The sequence below is a fragment of the Pseudomonas sp. P1.31 genome (assembly GCF_001269815.1).
Classification (GTDB): Bacteria; Pseudomonadota; Gammaproteobacteria; order Pseudomonadales; family Pseudomonadaceae; genus Aquipseudomonas; species Aquipseudomonas rustica.
The window spans coordinates 15,090-37,901 of the sequence record NZ_LHVN01000033.1 but is presented as its reverse complement, the minus strand read 5'-3'; the positions used below and the strand labels follow the sequence as shown (position 1 = coordinate 37,901).

Genomic DNA, 22,812 nt, shown 5'->3' with positions numbered 1-22,812 from the left:
GAGTGTTACTTGATGCGTTGACCCGGCTTGGCGCCGCTGTCAGGGCTCAGCAGGTAGATCTCGTCACCGCCAGGGCCGGCCGCCATGACCATGCCTTCGGAAATACCGAACTTCATTTTCCGCGGCTTGAGGTTGGCGATCATCATGGTCAGACGGCCGTCGAGTTTGGACGGATCCGGATAAGCGCTCTTGATCCCCGAGAACACGTTGCGTTGCTCGTCACCGATATCGAGGGTCAAGCGCAGCAGCTTGTCGGCACCTTCCACGTGTTCGGCTTTAACGATCAGCGCGACGCGCAGGTCGATCGCGGCGAAAGCATCGAAGTCGATTTCCGCCGACAGCGGATCCTTGGCCAGTTCGCCATTGCCCGCAGGGGCGGCGGCACCGGTGTCGGTCTGGCTGGCGGTCAGGTCTTCTTTCGAGGCGTCGGTCATCGCTTGGACTTTTACCGGGTCGATGCGGGTCATCAACGGCTTGAACTCGTTCAGTTGATGATTGGCCAGCAGGGTCGCGTGGTCGTTCCAGGTCAGCGGGGCGACGTTGAGGAACGCCTCGGCATCGGCGGCCAGCAACGGCAGCACCGGTTTGAGGAAGATCACCAGTTGGCGGAACAGGTTGATGCCGGTGGCGCAGATCGCCTGGACTTCATCGTGTTTGCCTTCCAGCTTGTTCAACGACCATGGTGCCTTGTCGGCAATCCAGGCGTTGGCGCGGTCGGCCAGACCCATGATTTCACGCATGGCGCGGGCGAAATCGCGGGCTTCATAGGCGTCGGCAATGCTTGGCGCGGCGGCGAGGAAAGCCTCGGTCAGCTCTGGCGCAGCATTGTTGTCGACCAGCAGGCCGGCGTTGCCTTTTTGAATGAATCCGGCGCAACGGCTGGCGATGTTGACGACCTTGCCGACCAGGTCGGAGTTGACCTTCTGCACGAAGTCTTCGAGGTTCAGGTCGAGGTCGTCAACGCCACGACCGAGTTTGGCCGCGTAGTAATAGCGCAGGTATTCCGGCGACAGGTGATCCAGATACGTGCGGGCCTTGATGAACGTGCCGCGGGATTTGGACATCTTCTGGCCGTTGACGGTCAGGTAGCCGTGCACGTTGATGCCGGTCGGCTTGCGGTAGCCCGCGCCTTCAAGCATGGCTGGCCAGAACAGTGCGTGGAAGTTGACGATGTCCTTGCCGATGAAGTGGTACAGCTCGGCGCTGGAGTCCTTGGCCCAGAACGCGTCGAAATCCAGCTCCGGCGTACGGTCGCACAGGTTTTTGAAGCTGGCCATGTAGCCGATCGGTGCATCCAGCCACACGTAGAAGTACTTGCCAGGCTCGCCCGGAATCTCGAAACCGAAGTACGGCGCATCGCGGGAGATGTCCCACTGTTGCAGGCCGGCGTCCAGCCATTCGGCGATTTTGTTGGCGACGGCGTCTTGCAGGGTGCCGCTGCGGGTCCAGGTTTGCAGCATTTCCTGGAAGTCCGGCAGTTTGAAGAAGAAGTGCTGGGAATCCTTGAGCACCGGGGTGGCGCCAGAGATCGCCGACTTCGGATCCTTCAGATCAGTCGGGGCGTAGGTCGCACCGCATTTTTCGCAGTTGTCGCCGTACTGGTCTTCAGTGCCGCATTTCGGGCAGGTGCCCTTGATGAAGCGGTCGGCCAGGAACATTTTCTTTTCCGGGTCGAAATACTGGGTGATCGAGCGTTGAGCGATGTGCCCGGCGTCACGCAGCTTCAGGTAGATCTGGCTCGACAGCTCACGGTTTTCTTCAGCGTGAGTGGAGTGGAAGTTGTCGAAATCAACCAGGAACTCGGCAAAGTCGGCGCTGTGTTCAGCCTGCACGTTGGCGATCAGTTGTTCCGGGGTGATGCCTTCCTTTTCCGCGCGCAGCATGATCGCCGAACCGTGGGCGTCGTCGGCGCAGACGTAGATGCATTGATTGCCGCGATGCTTCTGGAAGCGCACCCACATATCGGTCTGGATGTATTCCAGCATATGGCCAAGGTGAATCGAACCGTTGGCGTAGGGCAGGGCGCTGGTGACGAGGATCTTGCGTGGTTCGGACATGTGGGGCTTCGCTACTTGATGAAACGGAGGTCGGCCACTATAAAGCGCTGGCGCATATTTTTCACCCCTGCGCCGCTGGGTACTTTGAGTGCATTTGTGGCGAGGGGATTTATCCCCGTCCGGCTGCGTAGCAGTCGTAAAACCAGAGAGCTCGGTCTACCTGATACACCGAGCTTTGCGATTTTGGGGCGGCTTCGCCACCCAGCGGGGATAAATCCCCTCGCCACAATGGTTTTTCAGCTCAAGTAATCTGTTCGCCTCAAATCGGTGTCCAGCGTACGATACCCACCATCTTTTCCCAGTCTTGTTATCGGAGTTGCCCATGAGCGCCGTCACTCGCGCAGCGGTGGAAGCCGTCCTCAGCCAATACACCGACCCTTACCTGAATCAGGATCCGGTCAGCGCCGGTTGCGTGAAGAACATCGAGATCGTCGGTGATCGCGTCAATGTGCAGCTGGAAATCGGATACGCCGCCGGTCTGTTCAAGAGCGGCTGGGCGCAATTGCTGCAACTGGCCATCGAAAACCTCGACGGCGTGGTGATTGCCAGGGTTGAAGTCAACACGGTGATCGCCGCGCACAAGGCGCAGGCGCAGATCCCGGGACTGGCCAACGTCAAGAATGTGGTTGCCGTGGCCTCCGGCAAGGGCGGTGTGGGCAAGTCGACCACCGCCGCAAACCTCGCGCTGGCGCTGGCCCGTGAAGGCGCCAAGGTCGGTATTCTCGACGCCGATATCTATGGCCCGAGCCAAGGCATCATGTTCGGCATCCCCGAGCGTACCCGCCCAGAGGTCAAGGATCAGAAGTGGTTCGTGCCGCTCAAGGCCCACGGTGTCGAAGTCATGTCGATGGCGTTCCTCACCGACGACAACACGCCGATGGTCTGGCGCGGCCCGATGGTTTCCGGCGCGTTGCTGCAACTGGTCACGCAAACCGCGTGGGGCGATCTGGATTATCTGGTCATCGACATGCCGCCAGGCACCGGCGATATCCAGCTGACCCTGGCGCAGAAGGTTCCGGTGGCCGGTGCGGTGATCGTCACCACGCCGCAGGATCTGGCCCTGCTTGACGCGCGCAAAGGCGTGGAAATGTTCCGCAAGGTCAACATTCCGGTGCTGGGCGTGGTGGAAAACATGGCCGTGCACATCTGCTCGAACTGCGGGCATGCCGAGCATCTGTTCGGTGAGGGCGGCGGTGAGAAACTGGCGACGCAGTACGGCGTTGAGCTACTGGCTTCGCTGCCGTTGTCGATGCTGATCCGCGAACAGGCCGATGGCGGCAAGCCAACGGTGATCGCCGAGCCGGACAGCCAGATTGCCATGGTCTATCAGGAACTGGCCCGCCACGTTGGCGCGCGGATTGTGTTGCAGGAAGCGGCAACGCCGGCGATGCCGAACATCACCATCAGCGACGATTAATACATCCGCAACACCCTGTACTTGTAGGAGCTGAGCTTGCTCGCGAAGGGGCCGTGTCAGGCAACATTAATGTTGTATGACATGCCGCTTTCGCGAGCAAGCTCAGCTCCTACAGGTTTTGCGGTGTGGGTCAGATACGCAGGCCGCCATCCATCTCCAGAATCCGCCCGGTGTAGTAGTCGTTCTCGAAGATATACGCCGCCGAATGCGCGATCTCTTCTGGCTTGCCCATACGCTTGAGCGGAATCCCCGAGGTCATCTTCTCCAGCGCTTCCGGCTTCATGCCCAGGGTCATCTCGGTTTCGATGAAGCCCGGCGCAATCCCCGCCACACGAATCCCGTAACGCGCCAATTCCTTAGCCCACGTCACCGTCGCCGCTGCCACACCAGCCTTGGCTGCGGAATAGTTGGTTTGGCCAACGTTGCCCGCCCGCGAGATCGACGAGATGTTGATGATCGCGCCGCTGTTCTTCAGCTCGACCATTTTCGCCGCCACTTCACGGGTGCAAAGGAACACGCCGGTCAGGTTGACGTCGATCACCGCCTGCCACTGTGCCAGGCTCATCTTGGTCATTTCGCCGTCCTTGACCTTCAACAGCAGGCCATCGCGGAGAATCCCGGCGTTATTGATCAGGCCGTGGATCGCACCGAAGTCGGCGGCCACCTGAGCGACCATGTGCTCCACCTGTTCTTCATTGGCGACGTTGCACAGATAGCTGCGCGCCTCGACGCCCTTGGCTTTACACGCCGCGACCGCGTCGTCGAGTTTTTCCTGATTGAGGTCGACGAGCGCAAGCTTCGCGCCCTTGCCGGCGAAATACTCGGCCATGGAGCGGCCCAAACCCTGGCAACCGCCAGTGATAATGATTACTTTGTCGTTGAGTTGCATTCGCATGCCCCGATAGCAGGTCTGAGTAGTTTTTATTGTTAGCGACTCCCGATCTGCACCGGCCGTGGCTGGTTTGCACATGAGAATTGCCCGATGGCGTGACCGAAACTTTCTTCCGGGCGCCTGTCCGTTTTTTCGACGGATTCTATTTAAGGAGTCATAAATTGAGCGTTGAAGTGGCCAAGAATGCCCGAGAATTGCTTCTCAAGGAATACCGTGGAGTGCTGTCGACGCACTCCAAATCGATGCCCGGTTTTCCCTTTGGCTCCGTGGTGCCGTACTGCCTGGACGAGCAGGGCCGCCCGCTGATCCTCATCAGCCGCATCGCCCAACACACCCACAACCTGCAGAAAGACCCGAAATGCTCGCTGTTGGTGGGTGAGCGTGAAGCCGACGACGTGCAAGCCGTTGGTCGCCTGACCTATCTCGCCGAAGCGCAAAAGCTCGAAGACGGCGCTGCGATTGAAGCCGCCGCCGAGCGTTACTACCGCTACTTCCCGGATTCGCAGAACTACCATAAAGCTCACGATTTCGATTTCTGGGTGCTGACCCCGGTGCGCCATCGTTACATCGGCGGTTTCGGCGCGATTCACTGGATCGATCAAGTGACGCTGGCCAACCCGTTCGCCGGCAAGGGCGAAATCAGCATGGTCGAGCACATGAACAGCGACCACGCCAAAGCCATCGCGCACTACGTCGACCTCGCCGGTCTGCCGAAAACCGTGCCGGCGCAATTGGCGGGCATCGACACCGAGGGCATGCACCTGCGCATCGGACAGGCGCTGTACTGGCTGCCGTTCCCAGCACCTTGTAATACGCCGACACAAGTGCGCGAAGCCTTGGTTTCTCTGGCTCACGCCGAGGTCTGGCCAAAAAATGAAGTGGCCGACGCTTGAATTCACGAAAGGCCGACGTCATCTAAGGCTTACTGCAAGGCATTTCTTGCGTTGAGGAAACTTTGATGCGCCCTTTTCTGTTGCTCTTTCTGCTGTTTCCGGTGCTGGAGCTGTTCGTATTCGTCAAAGTGGCAGGGGCTATCGGGTTTTTCCCGGCCCTGCTGCTGATCATTGTCGGCTCGATGTTCGGTGTGTTCGTACTGCGCGTCGCCGGTCTGGCCACGGCACTGCGTGCCCGTGAAAGCCTGAACCGCGGCGAACTGCCTGCGCAAACCATGCTCGAAGGCCTGATGCTGGCACTGGCCGGTGGTCTGTTGATTCTGCCGGGCTTTATCAGCGACGTCGTCGGTCTGGTCATGCTGCTGCCGTTCACGCGTCGTTTGCTGGCGAACAAAATGCGCCAGCGCGCCGAAGAACAGGCGATCCGCCAGCGCCCCTTTGCTGACGACCTGCAACCGCGTGGCGGCCCTGCGCCACGTCAGCCTCTGGGCCGCGAGGGTGATGTGATCGAAGGCGAGTTCGAACACCGCGACCCGAAGTAACGTCTGTATCGACACGGCACCTTCGGGTGCCGTGTTCGTTTGGGGCTGATTTTGTCCGCAGAATCCGCGAAATTTTTTTCGCCTCGCCCTTGTAATAAGCTTATGCGCCCTTATGTATCGGTCACCGAAAGGTTTCTGGCATTTGCGCCAGTCAGTCTTCCGCGTCTCGCTCGACGAGGCGCAACCGGCGAAGGCCGGATTTGTTAAACCCGCCGGGACTACACCGGCCGATGAAAACCACAATTAGGAGAGATCGACAATGAAGCTTCGTCCTCTGCATGACCGCGTCGTAATCCGTCGCAGCGAAGAAGAAAAGAAAACCGCTGGCGGTATCGTCCTGCCAGGTTCGGCTGCTGAAAAAGCCAACCACGGTGTGATTCTCGCTGTAGGCCCGGGCAAAGCTCTGGAAAACGGCGAAGTGCGCGCACTGTCCGTTAAAGAAGGCGACAAGGTTGTGTTCGGTCCTTACTCCGGCAGCAACACAGTGAAAGTCGACGGCGAAGACCTGCTGGTAATGAGCGAGAACGAAATCCTCGCTGTTATCGAAGGCTGATACCCCCGTTCATTTTCCCGCTACTACAAAGTATTTAAGGAATATCGATCATGGCTGCTAAAGAAGTTCTGTTTGGCGATTCCGCCCGTAAAAAAATGCTCAAGGGCGTCAACGTCCTGGCTGACGCAGTAAAAGCGACCCTGGGCCCGAAAGGCCGTAACGTGATCATCGAGAAGAGCTTCGGCGCTCCGACCATCACCAAGGACGGCGTTTCCGTCGCCAAAGAAATCGAACTCGAAGACCGTTTCGAAAACATGGGCGCGCAGCTGGTCAAAGACGTTGCCTCCCGTGCCAACGATGACGCTGGTGACGGTACTACTACCGCTACCGTTCTGGCTCAGTCGATCGTCAACGAAGGCCTGAAAGCCGTCGCTGCCGGCATGAACCCGATGGACCTGAAGCGCGGTATCGACAAAGCGACCATCGCTATCGTCAAAGAGCTGAAGAACCTGTCCAAGCCTTGCGCTGACACCAAGGCAATCGCTCAGGTCGGCACCATCTCCGCCAACTCCGACAGCTCCATCGGCGACATCATTGCCGAAGCCATGGAAAAAGTCGGCAAAGAAGGCGTGATCACCGTTGAAGAAGGCACTGGCCTGGAAAACGAGCTGTCGGTTGTTGAAGGCATGCAGTTCGACCGTGGCTACCTGTCCCCGTACTTCGTCAACAAGCCAGAAACCATGGTTGCCGAACTGGACAGCCCGCTGATCCTGCTGGTCGACAAAAAGATCTCGAACATCCGCGAAATGCTGCCAGTACTGGAAGCCGTTGCCAAAGCCGGCCGTCCACTGCTGATCGTTTCCGAAGACGTTGAAGGCGAAGCCCTGGCGACTCTGGTTGTGAACAACATGCGTGGCATCGTTAAAGTCGCAGCCGTCAAGGCTCCAGGCTTCGGCGACCGTCGCAAGGCCATGCTGCAGGACATCGCTGTTCTGACCGGCGGTACCGTTATCTCCGAAGAAATCGGCCTGAGCCTGGAAGCAGCAACCCTGGAAAACCTGGGTAGCGCTAAAAAGGTCAGCATCTCCAAGGAAAACACCATCATCGTTGACGGTGCTGGCGTTGAAGCAGACATCCAGGCGCGCATCACTCAGATCCGTGCCCAGGCTGCTGAAACTTCCTCGGACTACGACCGTGAAAAACTGCAAGAGCGTCTGGCCAAGCTGTCCGGCGGCGTTGCAGTGATCAAGGTTGGCGCTGGTTCCGAAGTAGAAATGAAAGAGAAGAAAGCCCGCGTTGAAGACGCCCTGCACGCAACCCGTGCAGCCGTTGAAGAAGGCGTGGTACCTGGCGGTGGCGTTGCGCTGATCCGCGCTCTGCAAACCCTGAACGACCTGAAAGGCGACAACGCTGATCAGGACGTCGGTATCGCAGTTCTGCGTCGCGCTGTTGAAGCACCGCTGCGTCAGATCGCTGCCAACAGCGGCGACGAGCCAAGCGTTGTAGTCAACGAAGTCAAGAACGGCACCGGTAACTTCGGTTACAACGCTGCAACTGGCGAATACGGCGACATGATCGAAATGGGCATCCTGGATCCAACCAAGGTGACTCGTTCCGCTCTGCAAGCTGCATCGTCGATCGGCGGTCTGATCCTGACCACCGAAGCTGCGGTAGCTGACGCGCCGAAGAAAGACGGCGGCGCTGGCGGCGGCATGCCAGACATGGGCGGCATGGGTGGCATGGGCGGCATGATGTAAGCCAGCCTTACCCCCGTAACGAAAAAACCCCGCTGACGCGAGTCAGCGGGGTTTTTTATTGCCTTCGATTTAGTGTTGGCTTCAGACCGAGGTGCGGCCTTCGCGGGCAAGCCTTGCTCCTACGGGATTTGCGTGATCCTTGTAGGAGCATGGCTTGCCAGCGAAGGCGTTTGTTCAGGCACTGACTGGTTGTGTTTTGACGACTGCCTCAGCCCTCACCGCCGGGCGATACAGCACCCAGTAATACGACCCCAGACAAATCAGCCAGCAGAAAATCGCCGTCCACACGTTGTGCGAAAAGAAGTGCGCACCCTGCATCATCCGGCTGATCGAAAACACTGAACCCAACGCAAAGGCAAAGATAAACGCCTGCCTGGCCAAACGCGGACGACGATCACGCAGCACGAAAAACAGCGCAAACAAGGTAAAACCGGTAGCCGCATGCCCACCCGGCCAGCAACGCCCCGGCTTGTCGGTCTGCGGACGGTGTTCCATGAGCTTGCTGTAAGTCTCATGGCCGCCAAACTGTTCAAGGCTCCATGGGCATTGCACTGCCGTCATGGCTTTGACCGGCGTGACAAACGAAGTCGCCAGACCCAACGACAGCACCAGACAGCCCAGTTCGCGCTTGAACGGTTTCAGCCGCTCTATAAAGAACGCGCCAATGAAACCAAAGATCGCAAACACCGAAAACGCAATCACCACCTCCTTGGCGCGGTCATGCAGGATGTCTTCGAGAAAGTAACTGTGTCGCCCGATGAAATCACCCGCGACCGGGTCGTAAAACAGTTGAGCCAGGTACATGTCCAGATCGGTGAGTTCGAGCAGTACCAGAATGATCGCGGCAACAGCGGGTATTCCCAGGCACCACCAGAAATTCAGCGGCCGGGGAGTGGGGCGGGCAGAGGTCGACACCATGGGTAATTCCTTGGTCGTTAAGTGTGTTCTGAGGAGCGCAACCGCGGGGAGTCTGCGCGCGCTGGCGTCGCTGATTTGTTAATCGAAAGTGAAAAAAACGTTGGCGGCCACAATGAACGTTTTTCTCGCAAAACAACCCAACACACGCCTAGCCGTCAGCCACACTTGGCCTTAAGCTGCGCGGGCCAAGACGGCCATTACTGTGTACGGAAGAGGTGCCCATGCGAATTCTGGTGGTCGAAGACAACCGCGATATCCTCGCCAATCTGGCCGATTATCTGGGCCTCAAGGGCTATACCGTCGATTGCGCGCAGGACGGTCTGTCGGGCCTGCATCTGGCCGCGACCGAACATTACGACCTGATCATTCTCGACATCATGTTGCCGGGCATCGACGGCTACACCCTGTGCAAGCGCCTGCGTGAAGATGCGCGCCGCGACACTCCGGTGATCATGCTCACCGCTCGCGATCAACTCGATGACCGTTTGCAGGGTTTCAAATCCGGTGCCGACGATTACCTGATCAAACCGTTCGCTTTGTCCGAACTGGCTGCGCGGGTCGAAGCGGTGATGCGCCGCGCGCAAGGTGGCGGACGCCGGGCGTTGCAGGTTGGCGAGCTGAATTACGACCTCGACACGCTGGAAGTGACCCGCGAAGGCAAGTTGCTCAAGCTCAACCCGGTGGGCCTCAAGTTGCTCGCGGTATTGATGCAGAAGAGCCCGCACGTACTGCGTCGCGAGGTGCTTGAAGAAGCGCTGTGGGGCGACGACTGCCCGGACAGCGACAGCCTGCGCAGCCATGTGCACCAGTTGCGTCAAGTGATCGACAAACCGTTCGCCAAACCACTGCTGCATACCGTGCACGGCGTGGGTTACCGCCTGGCCGATGCGTAATGGAGTTTAGACAGAGCCTTTCGCAACGGATCATCATCGCTTTTGCATTGATGAGTGCGCTGGTGGCCGGCGCATTTGCCATGGGCATTGTCGCCACGGTGCATCTTGTCGAGGAGAAACTGATTTCGGCGGGCCTGGGCGGCGACTTGCAGCGCTTGCTGTTGATGGACAACGTTTCGGACTGGAGCCATCGGCCTGAGCCGGATCAATTGTTCTATTTCAGCGGCGGGCCGGGCGATTTCGAGTTGCCGAAAGATCTGCGTCACCTTGATTCCGGTTTCCACGAAGTGTTCCGCGAGCAGCTGTCGTATCACGCGATGGTCGAGATCGTCGACGGTCGGCGTTACGTGTTGCTGCAGGATCAAAGTGATTTCGAAGAGCGCGAGCGCGTGCTGTTCGCCGTGGTGCTGGTGGGCTTTGTGCTCAGTCTGGCGCTGGCGGTGTTCCTCGGCTGGGTGCTCGCGCGCAAGGTAATGGCACCGGTGGTGCGCCTGGCGCGCCAGGTTCGCCATCGCGACCAATTACTCGGGCTGGCGCCACCGTTGGCGCCGGATTATGCCGCTGACGAAGTCGGGGAACTGGCGGTGGCATTTGACGCCACGCTGGGGCGCCTGCGTCAGGCCCTGACCCGTGAGCGGCTGTTCACCAGCGACGTCAGCCATGAGCTGCGCACGCCGTTGATGGTTCTGGCCAGCTCCTGTGAGCTGCTGCTGGAAAACCCGGCGATCGACGCACGCGGCCGTTCGCAGGTCGAGCGCATCGCCCGCGCCAGTGAAGAAATGCGCGAACTGGTGCAAACCTTCCTGATGCTCGCCCGAGCCCAGCGTGAAGACGCGGGTGCAGCACCTCAGCAAAGCCTCTCGCAAGTCGCTGAAGGGTTACTGTGTGTGTGGCGTGAGCCGATTGAATCCAAGGGCTTGAGGCTGGATTTTGCCGCCGGCCAACCCACGCAGACCCGTTTCAATGCGACCTTGTTGGGGGCGGTGATGGGTAACCTGCTGCGCAACGCCTGCCACTACACCGAAAAAGGTTTTATTCGCCTGACGCTGACCGGCAACGGCTTTATCGTCGAAGACTCCGGCGTGGGCATTCCGGAGGAAAAACGCGAGGCGATGTTTCAGCCTTTCGTGCGCGGGGCCGAGAAACGCGGCGAAGGTCTGGGACTCGGATTGTCGCTGGTGCAGCGCATCTGCGAGAACGAGGGCTGGAGCGTCAGTTTGAGTACGATGGAACCCAATGGCTGCCGCTTCGAAGTGGATCTTGGCAAACTTTGAAGCCCGTAGTGGCCCCGCGCTACTCCCGCTTACCTGTCTAAATCCTGTATAACTCTGAAATAGTTTGGCGGTTTACCCAACGAAATTTTCACAATTGGATGACCTGACACTGACACCCCCATCCCTAAGGTGGGGGCATCAGTAATTCAGGAGTCCTGGTGATGGCCGGCCCGATCAAGCTCGATTTTTCCGAAAAGTACGACGACAACCATGCGCAGAAATATCTGCACAAGCATCAAGCCAATCTGGGGCGCCGCTTGTCTCATTGGCGCGATGTTCAGTTGGCTCGCAAGGCGCTGACTTTGGCCGGCGAGCCGGGGCTGGTGCTGGATTTGCCCTGCGGTGCTGGTCGTTTCTGGCCGATGCTGGCGGAAAAATCGAATCGGGTAATTATCGGTGCGGACAACTCCGAATCAATGATCAAGACCGCGATGCAGGCGCAACCGGCTGATGTGGTGAAAAGGGTACAACCCTTGCACACCTCCGCGTTCGACATCGCTTTACCGGACAACGCCGTCGACAGCATTTTCTGCATGCGCCTGCTTCATCACATCGGTGAAGCCGAGCATCGGATGGCGATCCTGCGTGAATTCGAGCGTGTGACCCGTGACAGCGTGATTATTTCGCTGTGGGTGGATGGCAATTTCAAGTCCTGGAAGCGCAAGCGCTCCGAGGCAAAACGTGGGCAGGAAGGTTACCAGAACCGTTTTGTGTTACCGGCCGCTACGGTCGAGAAAGAATTCGAAGCCGCCGGTTTCCGCATTCAGGAACAATTGGATTTTATCCCGCTATATGCGATGTGGCGGGTCTACGTATTACGCAAGAGGTAGCAGGATGGCAGTGCAATTTGCAGCAGAGACGGACGTCGCTCCGCAGGATCGTTTCGACTACTACTGGAACCAGCAAGGCGAATGGGTAGAAGAACCCAATGTCCGCCGTGGTGGCCAAAGTGGTGTTCAGCGAGTCGTGGGGCGTGATGGTCAACTGCTGTATGCCAAGCGCCAGACCGGACACATTTATCGTAGCTGGCTGCACCCGTTTGGCCGTCCGACCGTATTGCGTGAGCTGGATGCCCTGACCGGCGTCAGCAAGCTCGGTGTGCGTGTGCCGGAGATCGTCTTCTGCGGTGCCCAGCCGGATCCGCAATACAAGTGGCGTGCGCTGCTGGTGACCAAATCCCTGGACGGCTTTGACGAGCTGGAAAAGTGGGAAGCCGCCGGTGGTCGTGCGCAGTACGGCGAAGCGGTGTATGAGCGCGTGCTCAAAGACCTCGCCGAGAACATGGCGCGCATGCACAAGGGCCGTTGGCAGCACAGCTGCATCTACATCAAGCACGTTTTTGTACGGGTAACCGGCGAAGGGGATTCGGCCAAGGTTGAAGTGGCCTTGATCGATCTGGAGAAGTGTCGTCAGCGTCTGACCGCCTATCGCGCCGCCTCCCATGACCTGAAACAAATGCGCCGCCATTCGTCGTTCAGCGATGCTGACTGGAAGAAACTCGTCTACTTTTACGAGACGGCGTTTGGCAGCGCTATCAAAGGTTTATAGCGATGAAACTCGAAATTGCACGAGGTTTGTTTCTGGTTGGCGCCTTGGCAGTTGCTTCATTGGCGGTGGCTGCCTGGGAGCAGCCACGCATGCAGGTCATCGGTGCGTCCGTAGAGGGCGAGCACTGCGCAATACCACGGGTGGCGAAAGCCTCCGTGGCGACCAAACCCGACCATGATTTATTGCTGTTCATGTTCGGGATGGCACAGGGAATGAGGCCGCAAAGTTGAACCGATTGAAGCCAAAATAAAAGGCCTCGCAGATGCGAGGCCTTTTTTTTTGAGAATCAAAAGATCGCAGCCTTCGGCAGCTCCTACAGAAGATGCATTGCAATGTAGGAGCTGCCGAAGGCTGCGATCTTTTGATCTTAAGCTTTGTCAGGTTTTGCCAGCAGGGTGTAGATGCATGGCAATACAAACAAGGTAAACAGCGTGCCGATCGACATCCCCGTCGCGATCACCATGCCGATATCGAACCGGCTGACCGCGCCCGCACCGGTCGCCAGAATCAGCGGCACCATGCCAAACACCATCGCCGCCGTGGTCATCAACACCGGGCGCAAACGAATCGCCGCCGCTTCCTCCACCGCCTCGCGCGCGGTCAGGCCTTTGTCCTTGCGTAACTGGTTGGCGAATTCGACGATCAAGATCCCGTGTTTACTGATCAAACCGATCAACGTCACCAACCCGACCTGCGTGTAGATATTCATGCTCGACCAGCCAAGAAACAGCGGAATCAACGCGCCGCAGATCGACAACGGCACCGTCACCAGAATCACCAGCGGATCACGGAAGCTCTCGAACTGTGCCGCGAGCACCAGAAAAATGATCGCCAGTGCCAAGGCAAACGTCACCCACAACGCGCTGCCTTCCTGCACGAACTGCCGCGAAGCGCCGCCATAGTCAAAGGCAAAACCGGCCGGCGCTTCTTCGCGGGCGATCTGTAACACGGTGTCGATGGCTTCGCCCATGCTGACCAGCGGGAAACCGGAAATCTTCGCCGCGTTGAGTTGCTGGAACTGGTTGAGTTGTCGCGGTCGCGCACGATCGGTGACTTTGATCAGCGTCGACAGCGGCAACAGCTCGCCTTGGGTGTTCTTCACGTAATAGTTGTTCAGCCAGTCCGGGTTGTCGCGGTACGGCCGTTCAACCTGCGCGATGACCTTGTAGCTGCGCCCTTCAATGGTGAAGCGATTGATTTCCGCCTCGCCCAGCAGCGTCGCCAGCGTGCTGCCCAAATCGAGCATCGACACGCCCATCTGCGCGGCTTTGGCGCGGTCGATGTCGACCACCACTTCCGGTTTATCGAACGCCAGATCAAGGTCGACGAAGGCGAACTTGCCCGACTCCATCGCGCGTTTCTTGATCCGGTCGGCCACCTGTAACAGCAGTTCGTAATCGTTGGCGGTGTTGATCACGAATTCAAACGGCAAGCCTTCGCCAGTGCCTGGCAGGGAGGGCAGGTTGAAGCCGAAAATCTGCAGGCCTGGAATGCCTTCGAGTTTGCCCTGCACCTCGGGAAGAATTTCCATCTGCGTGCGGCTGCGCTCGTTCCACGGTTTCAGCAGGAAACCGCCGATGCCCGCCTGCACGCCGTTGTAGCCGTTGATCTGGAACGAAGAGTAGTACTCCGGGAACTCCTTGAAGATCTTGATGAATTCGTCGGTGTAAGTGCTCAGGTAATCGAGGTTGGTCGGTTGCGGCGCGTTGGCCATCATGAAAATGATGCCCTGGTCTTCGTCCGGCGCCAGTTCCGATTTGGTGAACTTGAGGAACACCGGAATCAGGCACAGTACGATCACCGCAAACACCAGCACCACCGGCCGCGTGTTCAGCGTGCCGTGCAGCGTGCGCTGGTAACGGCGCTTGAGGCCGTCGAAGATGCGGTCGAGACGATGGGCGAGGCCGCTGGGGTTTTGTTCGTGGCGCAGCAGATAGGCGCACATCATCGGCGACAGGGTCAGGGCAACGACCCCGGAAATCACCACCGCCCCGGCCAGCGTCAGCGCGAACTCCTTGAACAACGCGCCGGTGAGGCCGGTGAGGAAACCGATCGGCGCGTACACCGCCGCCAGAGTGATGGTCATCGACACCACCGGCATGGCGATCTCCCGTGCGCCCTCAATGGCTGCATCAAACGGCGTTTTGCCTTCCTCGATGTGCCGGTGGATGTTTTCCACCACGACAATCGCATCGTCGACCACCAGACCAATCGCCAGCACCATCGCCAGCAACGTCAACAGGTTGATCGAGTAACCCATCATCTGCATGAAGAACATCACGCCGATCATCGACAGCGGAATGGTCACCACCGGGATCACCACCGAGCGCAACGCGCCAAGGAACAGGAACACCACGACGATCACGATCAACACCGCTTCGAACAGGGTTTTCACTACCTCGTCGATGGAGGCCTGAATAAACAGCGTGGCGTCGTAGGCGATCTCGCTTTTCAGGTTCGGCGGCAGCTGCGCTTCCAGTTCCGGCATCAGCTTGCGCACTTCCTTGATCACGTCCAGCGGGTTGGCCCCCGGCGTGGCTTTGATGCCGATGTACACCGACGGCGTGCCGCCGAACGAGCTGATTGAGTCGTAGTTTTCCGCGCCCATTTCTACCCGCGCGACATCGCTGAGCAGCACGCGGCTGTCGCCACTGACCTTGAGCGGAATCGCGGCAAAAGCCTCGGCGGATTTCAGTTCGGTGTTGGCGTTGATGCTGGTGACCACGTATTCGCCTTTCACTTCGCCGGCGGCGGAGAGGAAGTTGTACTGGCGCACGGCGTTGGTCACATCGGCGGCGCTGAGGCCGAAACCGGCGAGCTTCACCGGGTCGAGCCACAGGCGCATGGCGAACACCTGATTGCCGAGAATCTCCGCTTCGGCCATGCCCGGTAGCGTTGCCAGTTTTGGCTGGATCACCCGCGACAGGTAGTCGGTGATCTGCGGGTTGCTCAAGTCCTTGCTGAAAAAGCTGATGTACATCAGCGCCGAAGCGTCGGCGGATTCTTTGCTCAATACCGGGTCTTCGGCGTCTTGCGGCAGCTTGTTTTTCACCTCGTTGGCCTTGGCGAGCAACTCGGTGAACAAGCGGTCGGTGTTCGAGCCGATACGCGCGTAAATCGAGATCACCGAGAAGTTCTGCCGGCTGACCGAGGTCATGTAATCGATGCCCTCGGCGCTGGCCAGGCTCTGTTGCATCGGCTGGGTGATGTAGCCCTGAATGGTTTCGGCGTTGGCCCCGGGGTAGGCGGTGGTCACCGTGATCAGGGCGTTTTCCATTTGCGGGTATTGGCGCAGCGGCAACTTGCTCCAGGCCTGGAAGCCGAGCAACACAATCAACAGGCTGACCACGGTGGCGAGCACCGGGCGGCGGATGAACGGATCGGTAAAAGCCATGGGAATTCCTTGATCAGTCGGCGCGAGGCGGACTGTTCTGCTCGCCGAGGGTCTTGTCGTCGCTGATGGCGATGCGTGCACCGTTGTCCAGTTTGATCTGGCCAGCCGTCACCACTTGTTCGCCGCTCTGCACGCCCTTGTTGATCATCACCAGGCCATCGCGGCGCTCACCGGTTTCGATGAAACGCCGCTCGGCGATCAGTACTGGTTGGCCCTTGTCATCCTTTTCGACGGTGCCGTCCTCGGCTTTCTTCTGCCCGACCACATAGATCGAGTTGCCGTAGAGGGTGTAGGTGATCGCGCTTTCCGGCACGACGATGTGTTTTTGCGGATCGGGCAGCAACACTTCAAGGCTGGTGAACATGCCCGGCAATAATTTGCCGTCCGGGTTGGCCAGGGTGGCGCGGATCAGAATGTTGCGCGTGGTGCTTTCAACGATCGGGTTGATCGCGCTGATTTTGCCGGCGAAGTTTTGCCCCGGATAAGCCGAGACCGAGATTTGCACCGGTTGGCCGATCGCCAGTTTCGGCACCGATTGTTCGGGCAGGTAGAAGTCGGCGTAGAGGCTGCTCAAATCCTGCAGCGTGGCGATTTTGGTGCCGCTGGCGAGGTAGTCGCCGATGTCGACCTGACGGATGCCGATGGTGCCGCTGAACGGCGCGACGATGCGTTTTTTCGCCAGCGAGGCGTTGAGCTGATTGACCGTGGCTTTGTTCTTTTGCAGCACGGCGGAGAGGCGGTCGTACTCGCCTTTGGAGATGGCGCGGCTGTCGACCAGTTGCGCGCCACGGCCGAAGTCCAGTTGCGCGAGGCCCAGATCAGCCTTGGCGGTTTCCAGCAGGGCGGTTTCGACGGCGCTGTCGAGTTGCAGCAACGGTTGCCCGGCTTTGACCTTTTGCCCGGATTCGAATTTGAGTTCAGTGACAGTGCCGGCGACTTCCAGGCTCAGCTCGACGCCTTGCAGTGCCTTGAGCGTTCCGACGGTGGGCAAGCGCATCTGCCACGGGCGCTCGGCGGCGGTGGCCACGGCAACGCTGATCGGCGGTTTCGGTTTGGAGAAGCCCTGGATCATTGTGTAGATCGAAAAGGCTTTGTAGCCGCCCAAGACCAGGACGATCAACAAGACAACACCCAACATGATCAGCATGCGGCGACGCAGCATATTTCCATTTCCTTGGATAAATCAGGTGAGACAGGCCCGAACATTACTCCGAGAGCGGCAGGGAATCCAACTGCCACTTATTACCATTGCTATGAACACAAATCCCTCACCACAATGGGTGTTTCCATCAATGGAGGGCTTGTAGGAGCAAAGCTTGCTCGCGAAAGCGGTGTATCAGTCACCAGGGCGTCGGGTGTGAGGCCGTCTTCGCGAGCAAGCTTTGCTCCTACTGGGGTTGCGTTGGGTTCAGGCCATCAGGTGCAGATGGTTGTCCCAGAGCCCTGCCGGTAATTCCAGCGGCTTGGCCAGCAACTCATCCTGACGGCAATCGTAGTAGCGGCAACGGCCCTGACCAGACGTCACAACGAATCCATCCTGCACCGCACCGACACCCGCGCAATCCGGCAATGGTGCATCGAGGCGCACTTCGCCGCTGTCCAGGTCCCAGATAAAGAAGCGATTGCCTCGCGGCGCCGTCAATGCGACCAGACGCAACTCGCTGTGCACGGCAACGCTGGCGGTGTAATGCCCCATCGACTGCAACTGATGCTCAGGCACCGGGAACGCCACAAATGGCTGACCCGGACGCTTGATCGCCAGCAGCTCCGAACGCTCGTGAGAGGCGCCCATAAACTGCTGACCGGCAACGATGGTGCCGTCGCTGGCGATACCCAAATGGCGCACGCTGTTCATCTGCTGGGCGAGGGTTTCCTTGCTCAGCAACGTACCGTCGCGTTGCATCAATACCAGGCTCGGCTCCATGGCGCTGAGGTTCATGTCGACGCGACTTTCCGCTTCGGTACGAATCCCGCCGTTGGCCACCACCAGCGTCTCGCCGTCAGGCATCCACGACACCTGATGCGGGCCGAGACCGTGGGTGGAAATCTCGCCGCTGTGCACCAGCCGCTCGCCTTCGAACTTGTACACACCGAGCAAACCACGGCCAGGATCGGTCGTGTCGTTCTCGGTGGCGTACAGGTATTCGCCGTCCTTGTGTACCACGGCGTGGCCGTAGAAGTGTCGGTTCGGCTGCGAGGTCACCGTCTGCAACAACTTACCGTCACGCAGGTCGATCAGGTAACTCTCGGTACCCGGACGCCGCGCGACGAACAGCGCCATCGGCTGCGTCGGATGGTTGATGATGTCGTGGCAACGTTGGCCGACTTCGGTGGCGAACACCCGCGTGCCGTCCAGCCGATAGCCGACGGCGTAATGCTTGCCGTCGGTATCGTCGCGCGCCGACAGCAGCAGCGGGCTCTGATCCTTGCGTTTGAACAGCGTCCAGCCGCCCAGTGTCACTGCTCCCAGCAGCGTACTAGCTAAAGTCAGAGCCTGGCGTCGCAGCATGGCACTTGCCCTCATCAGTCACCGTCGTTGGCGTTAAAGCCCAGTTGGATGCCCAGCGCCTTGGCCAGTTCGCCTTCGTGCAGGCGATGGACGACGTTGAGGCTGTCGTAGATGTCGTTGAGTTGCTGACGACCGGCGTCGTCTTCGAGCATTTCGCCGAGCGAGCGCTGAGTGCTGTCGAACAGTTTCAGCGAGGCAGCGTAGGCAGCATCGATCTTGTCGGCCAACGGCTTTTGCTCAGCCGGCAACAGCCCACGCAGGCCTTTGTTGTCGACGCCTTCCCACACGGTTTTGGCCGCGGTGAGGCTGGCTTCCAGCGCGGTCAACGAAGACTGGCTGCGCCATGCATCGGCCTGGAACGGCTGTGGCACGCCTTTGCTCTGGCGGCCCATTGGCGTGCCGAGTTTTTTCTTCAAGGTGTCCAGCGCGGTGACTTGTACGCGCAGCAGATCGGCGATCGCTTCGTGGGAGTCGGCATAGCGCTGGTTAGGGAACTTGGACATCTGCGCGAGCATACCGTCGGTGTTGTTCCAGCTCTGCAAAATCTCTTCGGCCAGTTGCTTCTGACGCTCGCCGATGGCGATCAGCAGTGGGCAATATTTGGCCTTCTGCTCGTCGTTGGCGACATCAGGCTTGGCGTCGAACAGGATGTATTCGTAGGCCGACAGGCCCTGAACGACAACGCTCGATTTGGCCAGCGCGGCGGCATCGATCTGCGGCTGCGCGACGACCAGTTGCTCGACCTGACGACCGACCAGGTTCTTCTTGTCTGGCCAGAACTGGACTTGCCAGGCGCGGTTGCCTTCAGCCAGCGGCCCGATCAGCAGCGGTTGCAGCTCGGCCCAGGCTTTCTGCGCGTGCAGGAAGTCGGCGCGGGCGGTTTCCAGGGTTTCTTTGCCCTGGCAGTAGGCGAGGGCGCTGACCGCCAGTTGCTTGTCGGCTTCGACCCAACGGGTGTACGTCGGCAGGATCACCGATTTGGCGATGGCCGCCGAGGTGACCGCTTGCGGATCCTGCGGCGAGCAGGCGCCGAGGGCGAGCGCGGCAAGGCTGGTGAACAGTAGCTTGGGACGGAACATGTCGGGCTCCCGATTCTTTTATCAGTGTTTAAAGTGAATTCAGAAACGCCAGCAGCGCAGCACGCTGCTCGGCATTGAAAGATAAAACCTGTTGCTGCGCCGCCGTCGCTTCGCCGCCGTGCCAGAGCACCGCTTCGAGCAGATTGCGTGCGCGACCGTCATGCAAAAACTGCGTGTGACCGCTGACCGCTTGCGTCAGGCCAATCCCCCACAACGGCGGCGTGCGCCAGTCGCGGCCGGAGGCCTGGAATTCCGTGCGGTTGTCGGCCAGACCGTCGCCCATGTCATGCAGCAGCAGATCGCTGTACGGGCGAATCACTTGATTGGCCAATTCAGGTTCGGCGGCGTTGGCGGCGGTGGTGTATTTCGGCGTGTGGCACGAGTCGCAACCGGCCTGGAAAAACAGGTTCTTGCCGGCGATGACGTCTGCATCGTTAACGCCACGGCGTGCCGGCACCGCGAGGTTGCGGCTGTAGAACAGCACCAGACGCAGGATGTTGTCGCTGACTTCCGGTTCGCCGTCCGGCCCATTGCCGCTCGGCGCCTGCTTGCAGGCGGTTTGCGCGTCGGTGCAGTCATCGAACGGTCTCAGGCTGGTCGTGAGGCCCATATCACCCGAAAACGCGTGAACATTCTGTTGATTGAGGTTCGGTTGTCCGGCTTTCCAGCCAAATCGGCCCATGACGGTTTTTTGCAGTTCGTCATTCCAGACCTGGTTTGGCCGGCCATTGATGCCGTTTTTCGCTTTGGCCTGTGCGGCGGCGTTGGCGAGGATGGCTTCTTCGGGGATCGCTTCGAGCAGGCCGAGGCCGATCATCGGTGGGGCGACGCGTGCGGAAAAACGCGTGTCCGGGTGCATCGGGCCGTAGCCGAGTTGAGTGATCTGCAACAGCGGTTTGCGCAATTCGACTTCGGTGCCGTCCTTGAAGCGTACCGGCACTGGCGTGTAATCGACACGCACCTTGCCTTCCGGGGTGACGCCGGGGATCGCCATGTCCTGAAACTGCCCGCCATACACCGGCTCCGGCACGATGCCGACCTGCTCGATGAGTTTGGCGTAGGCCGGCGTGTCAGGAATCGACAGGCGCACCAGCATCGACACGGCGTTCGACGCACCGGGCGTCGGCGGATGTCCGCGACCGTCCTTGATGTGGCAGTTCTGGCAGGCGTTGGTGTTGAACAGCGGGCCGAGGCCATCGCGGGCGGTGGTGGTCGCCGGGGCGATCACCCACGGATTGCGGAAAAAGCTGTTGCCGACGCTGAAATCGACGCGGCGCGACGGCGGCAGATTGGCCGACGGCAGGGAAAACGCGTTCTGATCAGTCTTGCGCACAGTCGCCGCCCCGCCGGATCGCGCTTCACCGGGCTCAGCCTTGGTGAAACGCGGGGCGTCATCGCAGGCACTCAGGCCCAGGGCCATGAACAGTGCGAACAAGCGAAGAGGCAGCGAGGGCATCAGACATCCTGCGGACGAGCGAAAATAAAGGCGCAAAGTCTAACAGGGCGAGGGGGTTTGAATAAGAGGAATTATCGTTTGCTTGATACAGCGCAAATGCAAAACCCTGTAGGAGCTGCCGAAGGCTGCGATCTTTTGACCTTGCTTTTAAAAAGACAGGTCAAAAGATCGCAGCCTTCGGCAGCTCCTACATGGGACTGTGAACATCAGGGATGAAAAAGGCGACCCGAAGGTCGCCTTTTTTTGATGCGGACGTTGTGATCAGAACTCGTGATCAGCGTTGTCCGGGTTCAGGTCGCTGATGCCCAGTTTGCCGGCAGCGGCTTCGATCGAACCGGTCTGTTTGACCAAGGAGGCGATGGCGTCGCGAACGATCTGGTTGCCAGCGGTGTTACCGGCCGCGATCAACTGGTCGTAGTGCTCACCCTTGTTGGCGTGATCAACGATGACCTGCATCTTCGCTTCGGTGGCAGCCAGGTCGGCTTTCAACGCGGTGTCGGCAGCCGGGTCGGCTTTGACCACCAGCGACGACAGGCTCGCGCCGGTCATCTTGGTGCCGTCAACGCGGGTGTATTCGCCCAGGTAGACGTTACGAATGCCCTTGGCATCGTAGAACTGCGAGTTGTGCGTGTTATCGCTGAAGCAGTCGTGTTCGTCTTCCGGCGAGTTGGCTTCCAGGGAAACCTTCATGCGCTCGCCCGCCAGTTCACCCAGCGACAGGCTGCCCATGCCGAACAACATTTTGCGCAGGCCGCTTTCGCCTGGCTCGGCTTCCAGCGTGGCGCGGTAGTTGTCAGCCACGTTCGGCTTCCAGTTACCGACCATTTCTTCCAGATCGCTGACCAGCAGTTGGGTCACGGCTTTCAGGTAAGCGCGACGACGATCGTTGTGACCGCCAGTGGCGCCGGCGCCTTCGAGGTAGTCGGAAGCCGGACGGTTACCAGCGCCAGGGCCGGTGCCGTTCAGGTCCTGGCCCCACAGCAGGAATTCGATGGCGTGGTAGCCGGTGGCAACGTTGGCTTCGGAACCGCCCAGCTCATTGAGGCTGGCGAGTTTTTCCGGGGTGATGTCTTTGACATCGACCTTGTCTTCGCCGACCTGGATTTCAGTGTTGGCGATGATGTTGGCGGTCGCGCCCGGGTTACCCAGTGCGTGCTCGTAGGATTTGTCGACGTAGTCGATCAGACCCTCGTCCAGTGGCCAGGCGTTAACCTGACCTTCCCAATCGTCAATGATGGTGTTGCCGAAGCGGAACACTTCGCTCTGCAGGTAAGGAACGCGAGCAGCGATCCAGGCTTCGCGAGCGGCTTTCAGCGTGTCGGCGTTCGGCTTGGCGAGGAAAGCGTCGACGGCGGTTTGCAGGGTTTTCGCGGTAGATTCGGCATCGCTGTAAACGGCGAAGACCATGTCGGCGTAGTGCGCGACCACAGCCTTGGCGGCGGCTTCGTCGACTTTACCGGCAGCGGCAGGAGCAGCCGCAGGTGCGGTGGTGCTGGCGGCTGGAGTCGGCGTGGCCGGTGCGGCGGCCTTGTCTTTACCTTCGCCGCAACCGGCGAGGGAAATAGCGATGGCCAGCAGACTGGCGGTAGCCAGAGGCATACGAATCATGGCGAACATCCTGCTTCGGTGGTTTATGGGACAGGCGCGGGGGTGCGCAAAACTGCGACATAATGCAAATCTTTCGCATTAT

19 protein-coding genes are annotated in these 22,812 nt (G+C 59.5%); 10 read left to right on the top strand and 9 right to left on the bottom strand.

Going from position 1 to position 22,812, the window contains the following annotated elements; genetic code table 11:
- Positions 1 to 5 precede the first annotated feature (5 nt).
- The gene (gene metG, locus AD669_RS21320) at positions 6 to 2,057 is read right to left on the bottom strand and encodes a methionine--tRNA ligase (protein WP_053123395.1); all 2,052 of its coding nucleotides are present in this window, start codon (positions 2,055 to 2,057) and stop codon (positions 6 to 8) included.
- 322 nt (positions 2,058 to 2,379) lie between these two features.
- Here metG and apbC point away from each other — a divergent pair, with 322 nt between their 5' ends.
- A complete protein-coding gene (gene apbC / locus AD669_RS21315) occupies positions 2,380 to 3,474 on the top strand; it encodes an iron-sulfur cluster carrier protein ApbC (protein ID WP_053123393.1) in 1,095 nt (364 codons plus the stop codon).
- A 130-nt stretch (positions 3,475 to 3,604) separates the two neighbouring features.
- On the opposite strand, the gene AD669_RS21310 is transcribed toward apbC, so the two are convergent.
- Positions 3,605 to 4,363, bottom strand: a complete 759-nt coding sequence (locus tag AD669_RS21310) for an SDR family oxidoreductase (protein ID WP_053123391.1) — start codon at positions 4,361 to 4,363, stop codon at positions 3,605 to 3,607.
- 164 nt (positions 4,364 to 4,527) lie between these two features.
- Between AD669_RS21310 and AD669_RS21305 the strand changes: the two genes are divergently transcribed.
- From AD669_RS21305 to groL, 4 genes are all read left to right on the top strand, one after another.
- Entirely contained in the window at positions 4,528 to 5,259 is a 732-nt protein-coding gene (locus AD669_RS21305; RefSeq protein ID WP_053123387.1) for a HugZ family protein, read from the top strand.
- A 65-nt stretch (positions 5,260 to 5,324) separates the two neighbouring features.
- A complete protein-coding gene (locus AD669_RS21300; protein WP_053123385.1) occupies positions 5,325 to 5,801 on the top strand; it encodes an FxsA family protein in 477 nt (158 codons plus the stop codon).
- A 259-nt stretch (positions 5,802 to 6,060) separates the two neighbouring features.
- Positions 6,061 to 6,354 (top strand): co-chaperone GroES, encoded by a 294-nt coding sequence (locus tag AD669_RS21295; protein WP_007916610.1) that lies wholly within the window; start codon positions 6,061 to 6,063, stop codon positions 6,352 to 6,354.
- A gap of 50 nt (positions 6,355 to 6,404) precedes the next feature.
- Positions 6,405 to 8,051, top strand: a complete 1,647-nt coding sequence (gene groL / locus AD669_RS21290) for a chaperonin GroEL (protein ID WP_053123383.1) — start codon at positions 6,405 to 6,407, stop codon at positions 8,049 to 8,051.
- 174 nt (positions 8,052 to 8,225) lie between these two features.
- On the opposite strand, the gene AD669_RS21285 is transcribed toward groL, so the two are convergent.
- A complete protein-coding gene (locus tag AD669_RS21285; protein WP_053123381.1) occupies positions 8,226 to 8,969 on the bottom strand; it encodes a phosphatase PAP2 family protein in 744 nt (247 codons plus the stop codon).
- 221 nt (positions 8,970 to 9,190) lie between these two features.
- Here AD669_RS21285 and AD669_RS21280 point away from each other — a divergent pair, with 221 nt between their 5' ends.
- From AD669_RS21280 to AD669_RS21260, 5 genes are all read left to right on the top strand, one after another.
- A complete protein-coding gene (locus AD669_RS21280; RefSeq protein WP_053123379.1) occupies positions 9,191 to 9,862 on the top strand; it encodes a response regulator transcription factor in 672 nt (223 codons plus the stop codon).
- Entirely contained in the window at positions 9,862 to 11,136 is a 1,275-nt protein-coding gene (locus tag AD669_RS21275) for a HAMP domain-containing sensor histidine kinase (protein ID WP_053123377.1), read from the top strand. The genes AD669_RS21280 and AD669_RS21275 overlap by 1 nt, the downstream gene beginning before the upstream one ends.
- 161 nt (positions 11,137 to 11,297) lie before the next feature.
- Complete coding sequence (locus AD669_RS21270) at positions 11,298 to 11,966, top strand: class I SAM-dependent methyltransferase (protein WP_053123376.1); 669 nt, start codon at positions 11,298 to 11,300, stop codon at positions 11,964 to 11,966.
- A gap of 4 nt (positions 11,967 to 11,970) precedes the next feature.
- On the top strand, positions 11,971 to 12,684 hold the full coding sequence (locus AD669_RS21265; protein ID WP_053123374.1) for a lipopolysaccharide kinase InaA family protein: 714 nt from the start codon (positions 11,971 to 11,973) through the stop codon (positions 12,682 to 12,684).
- Between the two features lie 2 nt (positions 12,685 to 12,686).
- A complete protein-coding gene (locus AD669_RS21260) occupies positions 12,687 to 12,914 on the top strand; it encodes a hypothetical protein (protein ID WP_053123372.1) in 228 nt (75 codons plus the stop codon).
- A gap of 137 nt (positions 12,915 to 13,051) precedes the next feature.
- On the opposite strand, the gene AD669_RS21255 is transcribed toward AD669_RS21260, so the two are convergent.
- The 6 genes from AD669_RS21255 to AD669_RS21230 form a co-directional block, all read right to left on the bottom strand.
- Complete coding sequence (locus AD669_RS21255; RefSeq protein WP_053123370.1) at positions 13,052 to 16,078, bottom strand: multidrug efflux RND transporter permease subunit; 3,027 nt, start codon at positions 16,076 to 16,078, stop codon at positions 13,052 to 13,054.
- Between the two features lie 13 nt (positions 16,079 to 16,091).
- Complete coding sequence (locus AD669_RS21250) at positions 16,092 to 17,240, bottom strand: efflux RND transporter periplasmic adaptor subunit (protein WP_053123368.1); 1,149 nt, start codon at positions 17,238 to 17,240, stop codon at positions 16,092 to 16,094.
- Positions 17,241 to 17,486: 246 nt separating this feature from the next.
- On the bottom strand, positions 17,487 to 18,587 hold the full coding sequence (locus tag AD669_RS21245; protein ID WP_053123366.1) for a DUF1513 domain-containing protein: 1,101 nt from the start codon (positions 18,585 to 18,587) through the stop codon (positions 17,487 to 17,489).
- A 14-nt stretch (positions 18,588 to 18,601) separates the two neighbouring features.
- Positions 18,602 to 19,666, bottom strand: a complete 1,065-nt coding sequence (locus AD669_RS21240; protein WP_053123364.1) for an imelysin family protein — start codon at positions 19,664 to 19,666, stop codon at positions 18,602 to 18,604.
- Between the two features lie 28 nt (positions 19,667 to 19,694).
- Positions 19,695 to 21,122, bottom strand: a complete 1,428-nt coding sequence (locus tag AD669_RS21235; RefSeq protein ID WP_053123362.1) for a di-heme oxidoredictase family protein — start codon at positions 21,120 to 21,122, stop codon at positions 19,695 to 19,697.
- A gap of 261 nt (positions 21,123 to 21,383) precedes the next feature.
- Positions 21,384 to 22,730: an imelysin family protein gene (locus AD669_RS21230; protein ID WP_053123360.1), complete on the bottom strand. Its 1,347-nt coding sequence runs from the start codon at positions 22,728 to 22,730 to the stop codon at positions 21,384 to 21,386.
- Positions 22,731 to 22,812 lie beyond the last annotated feature (82 nt).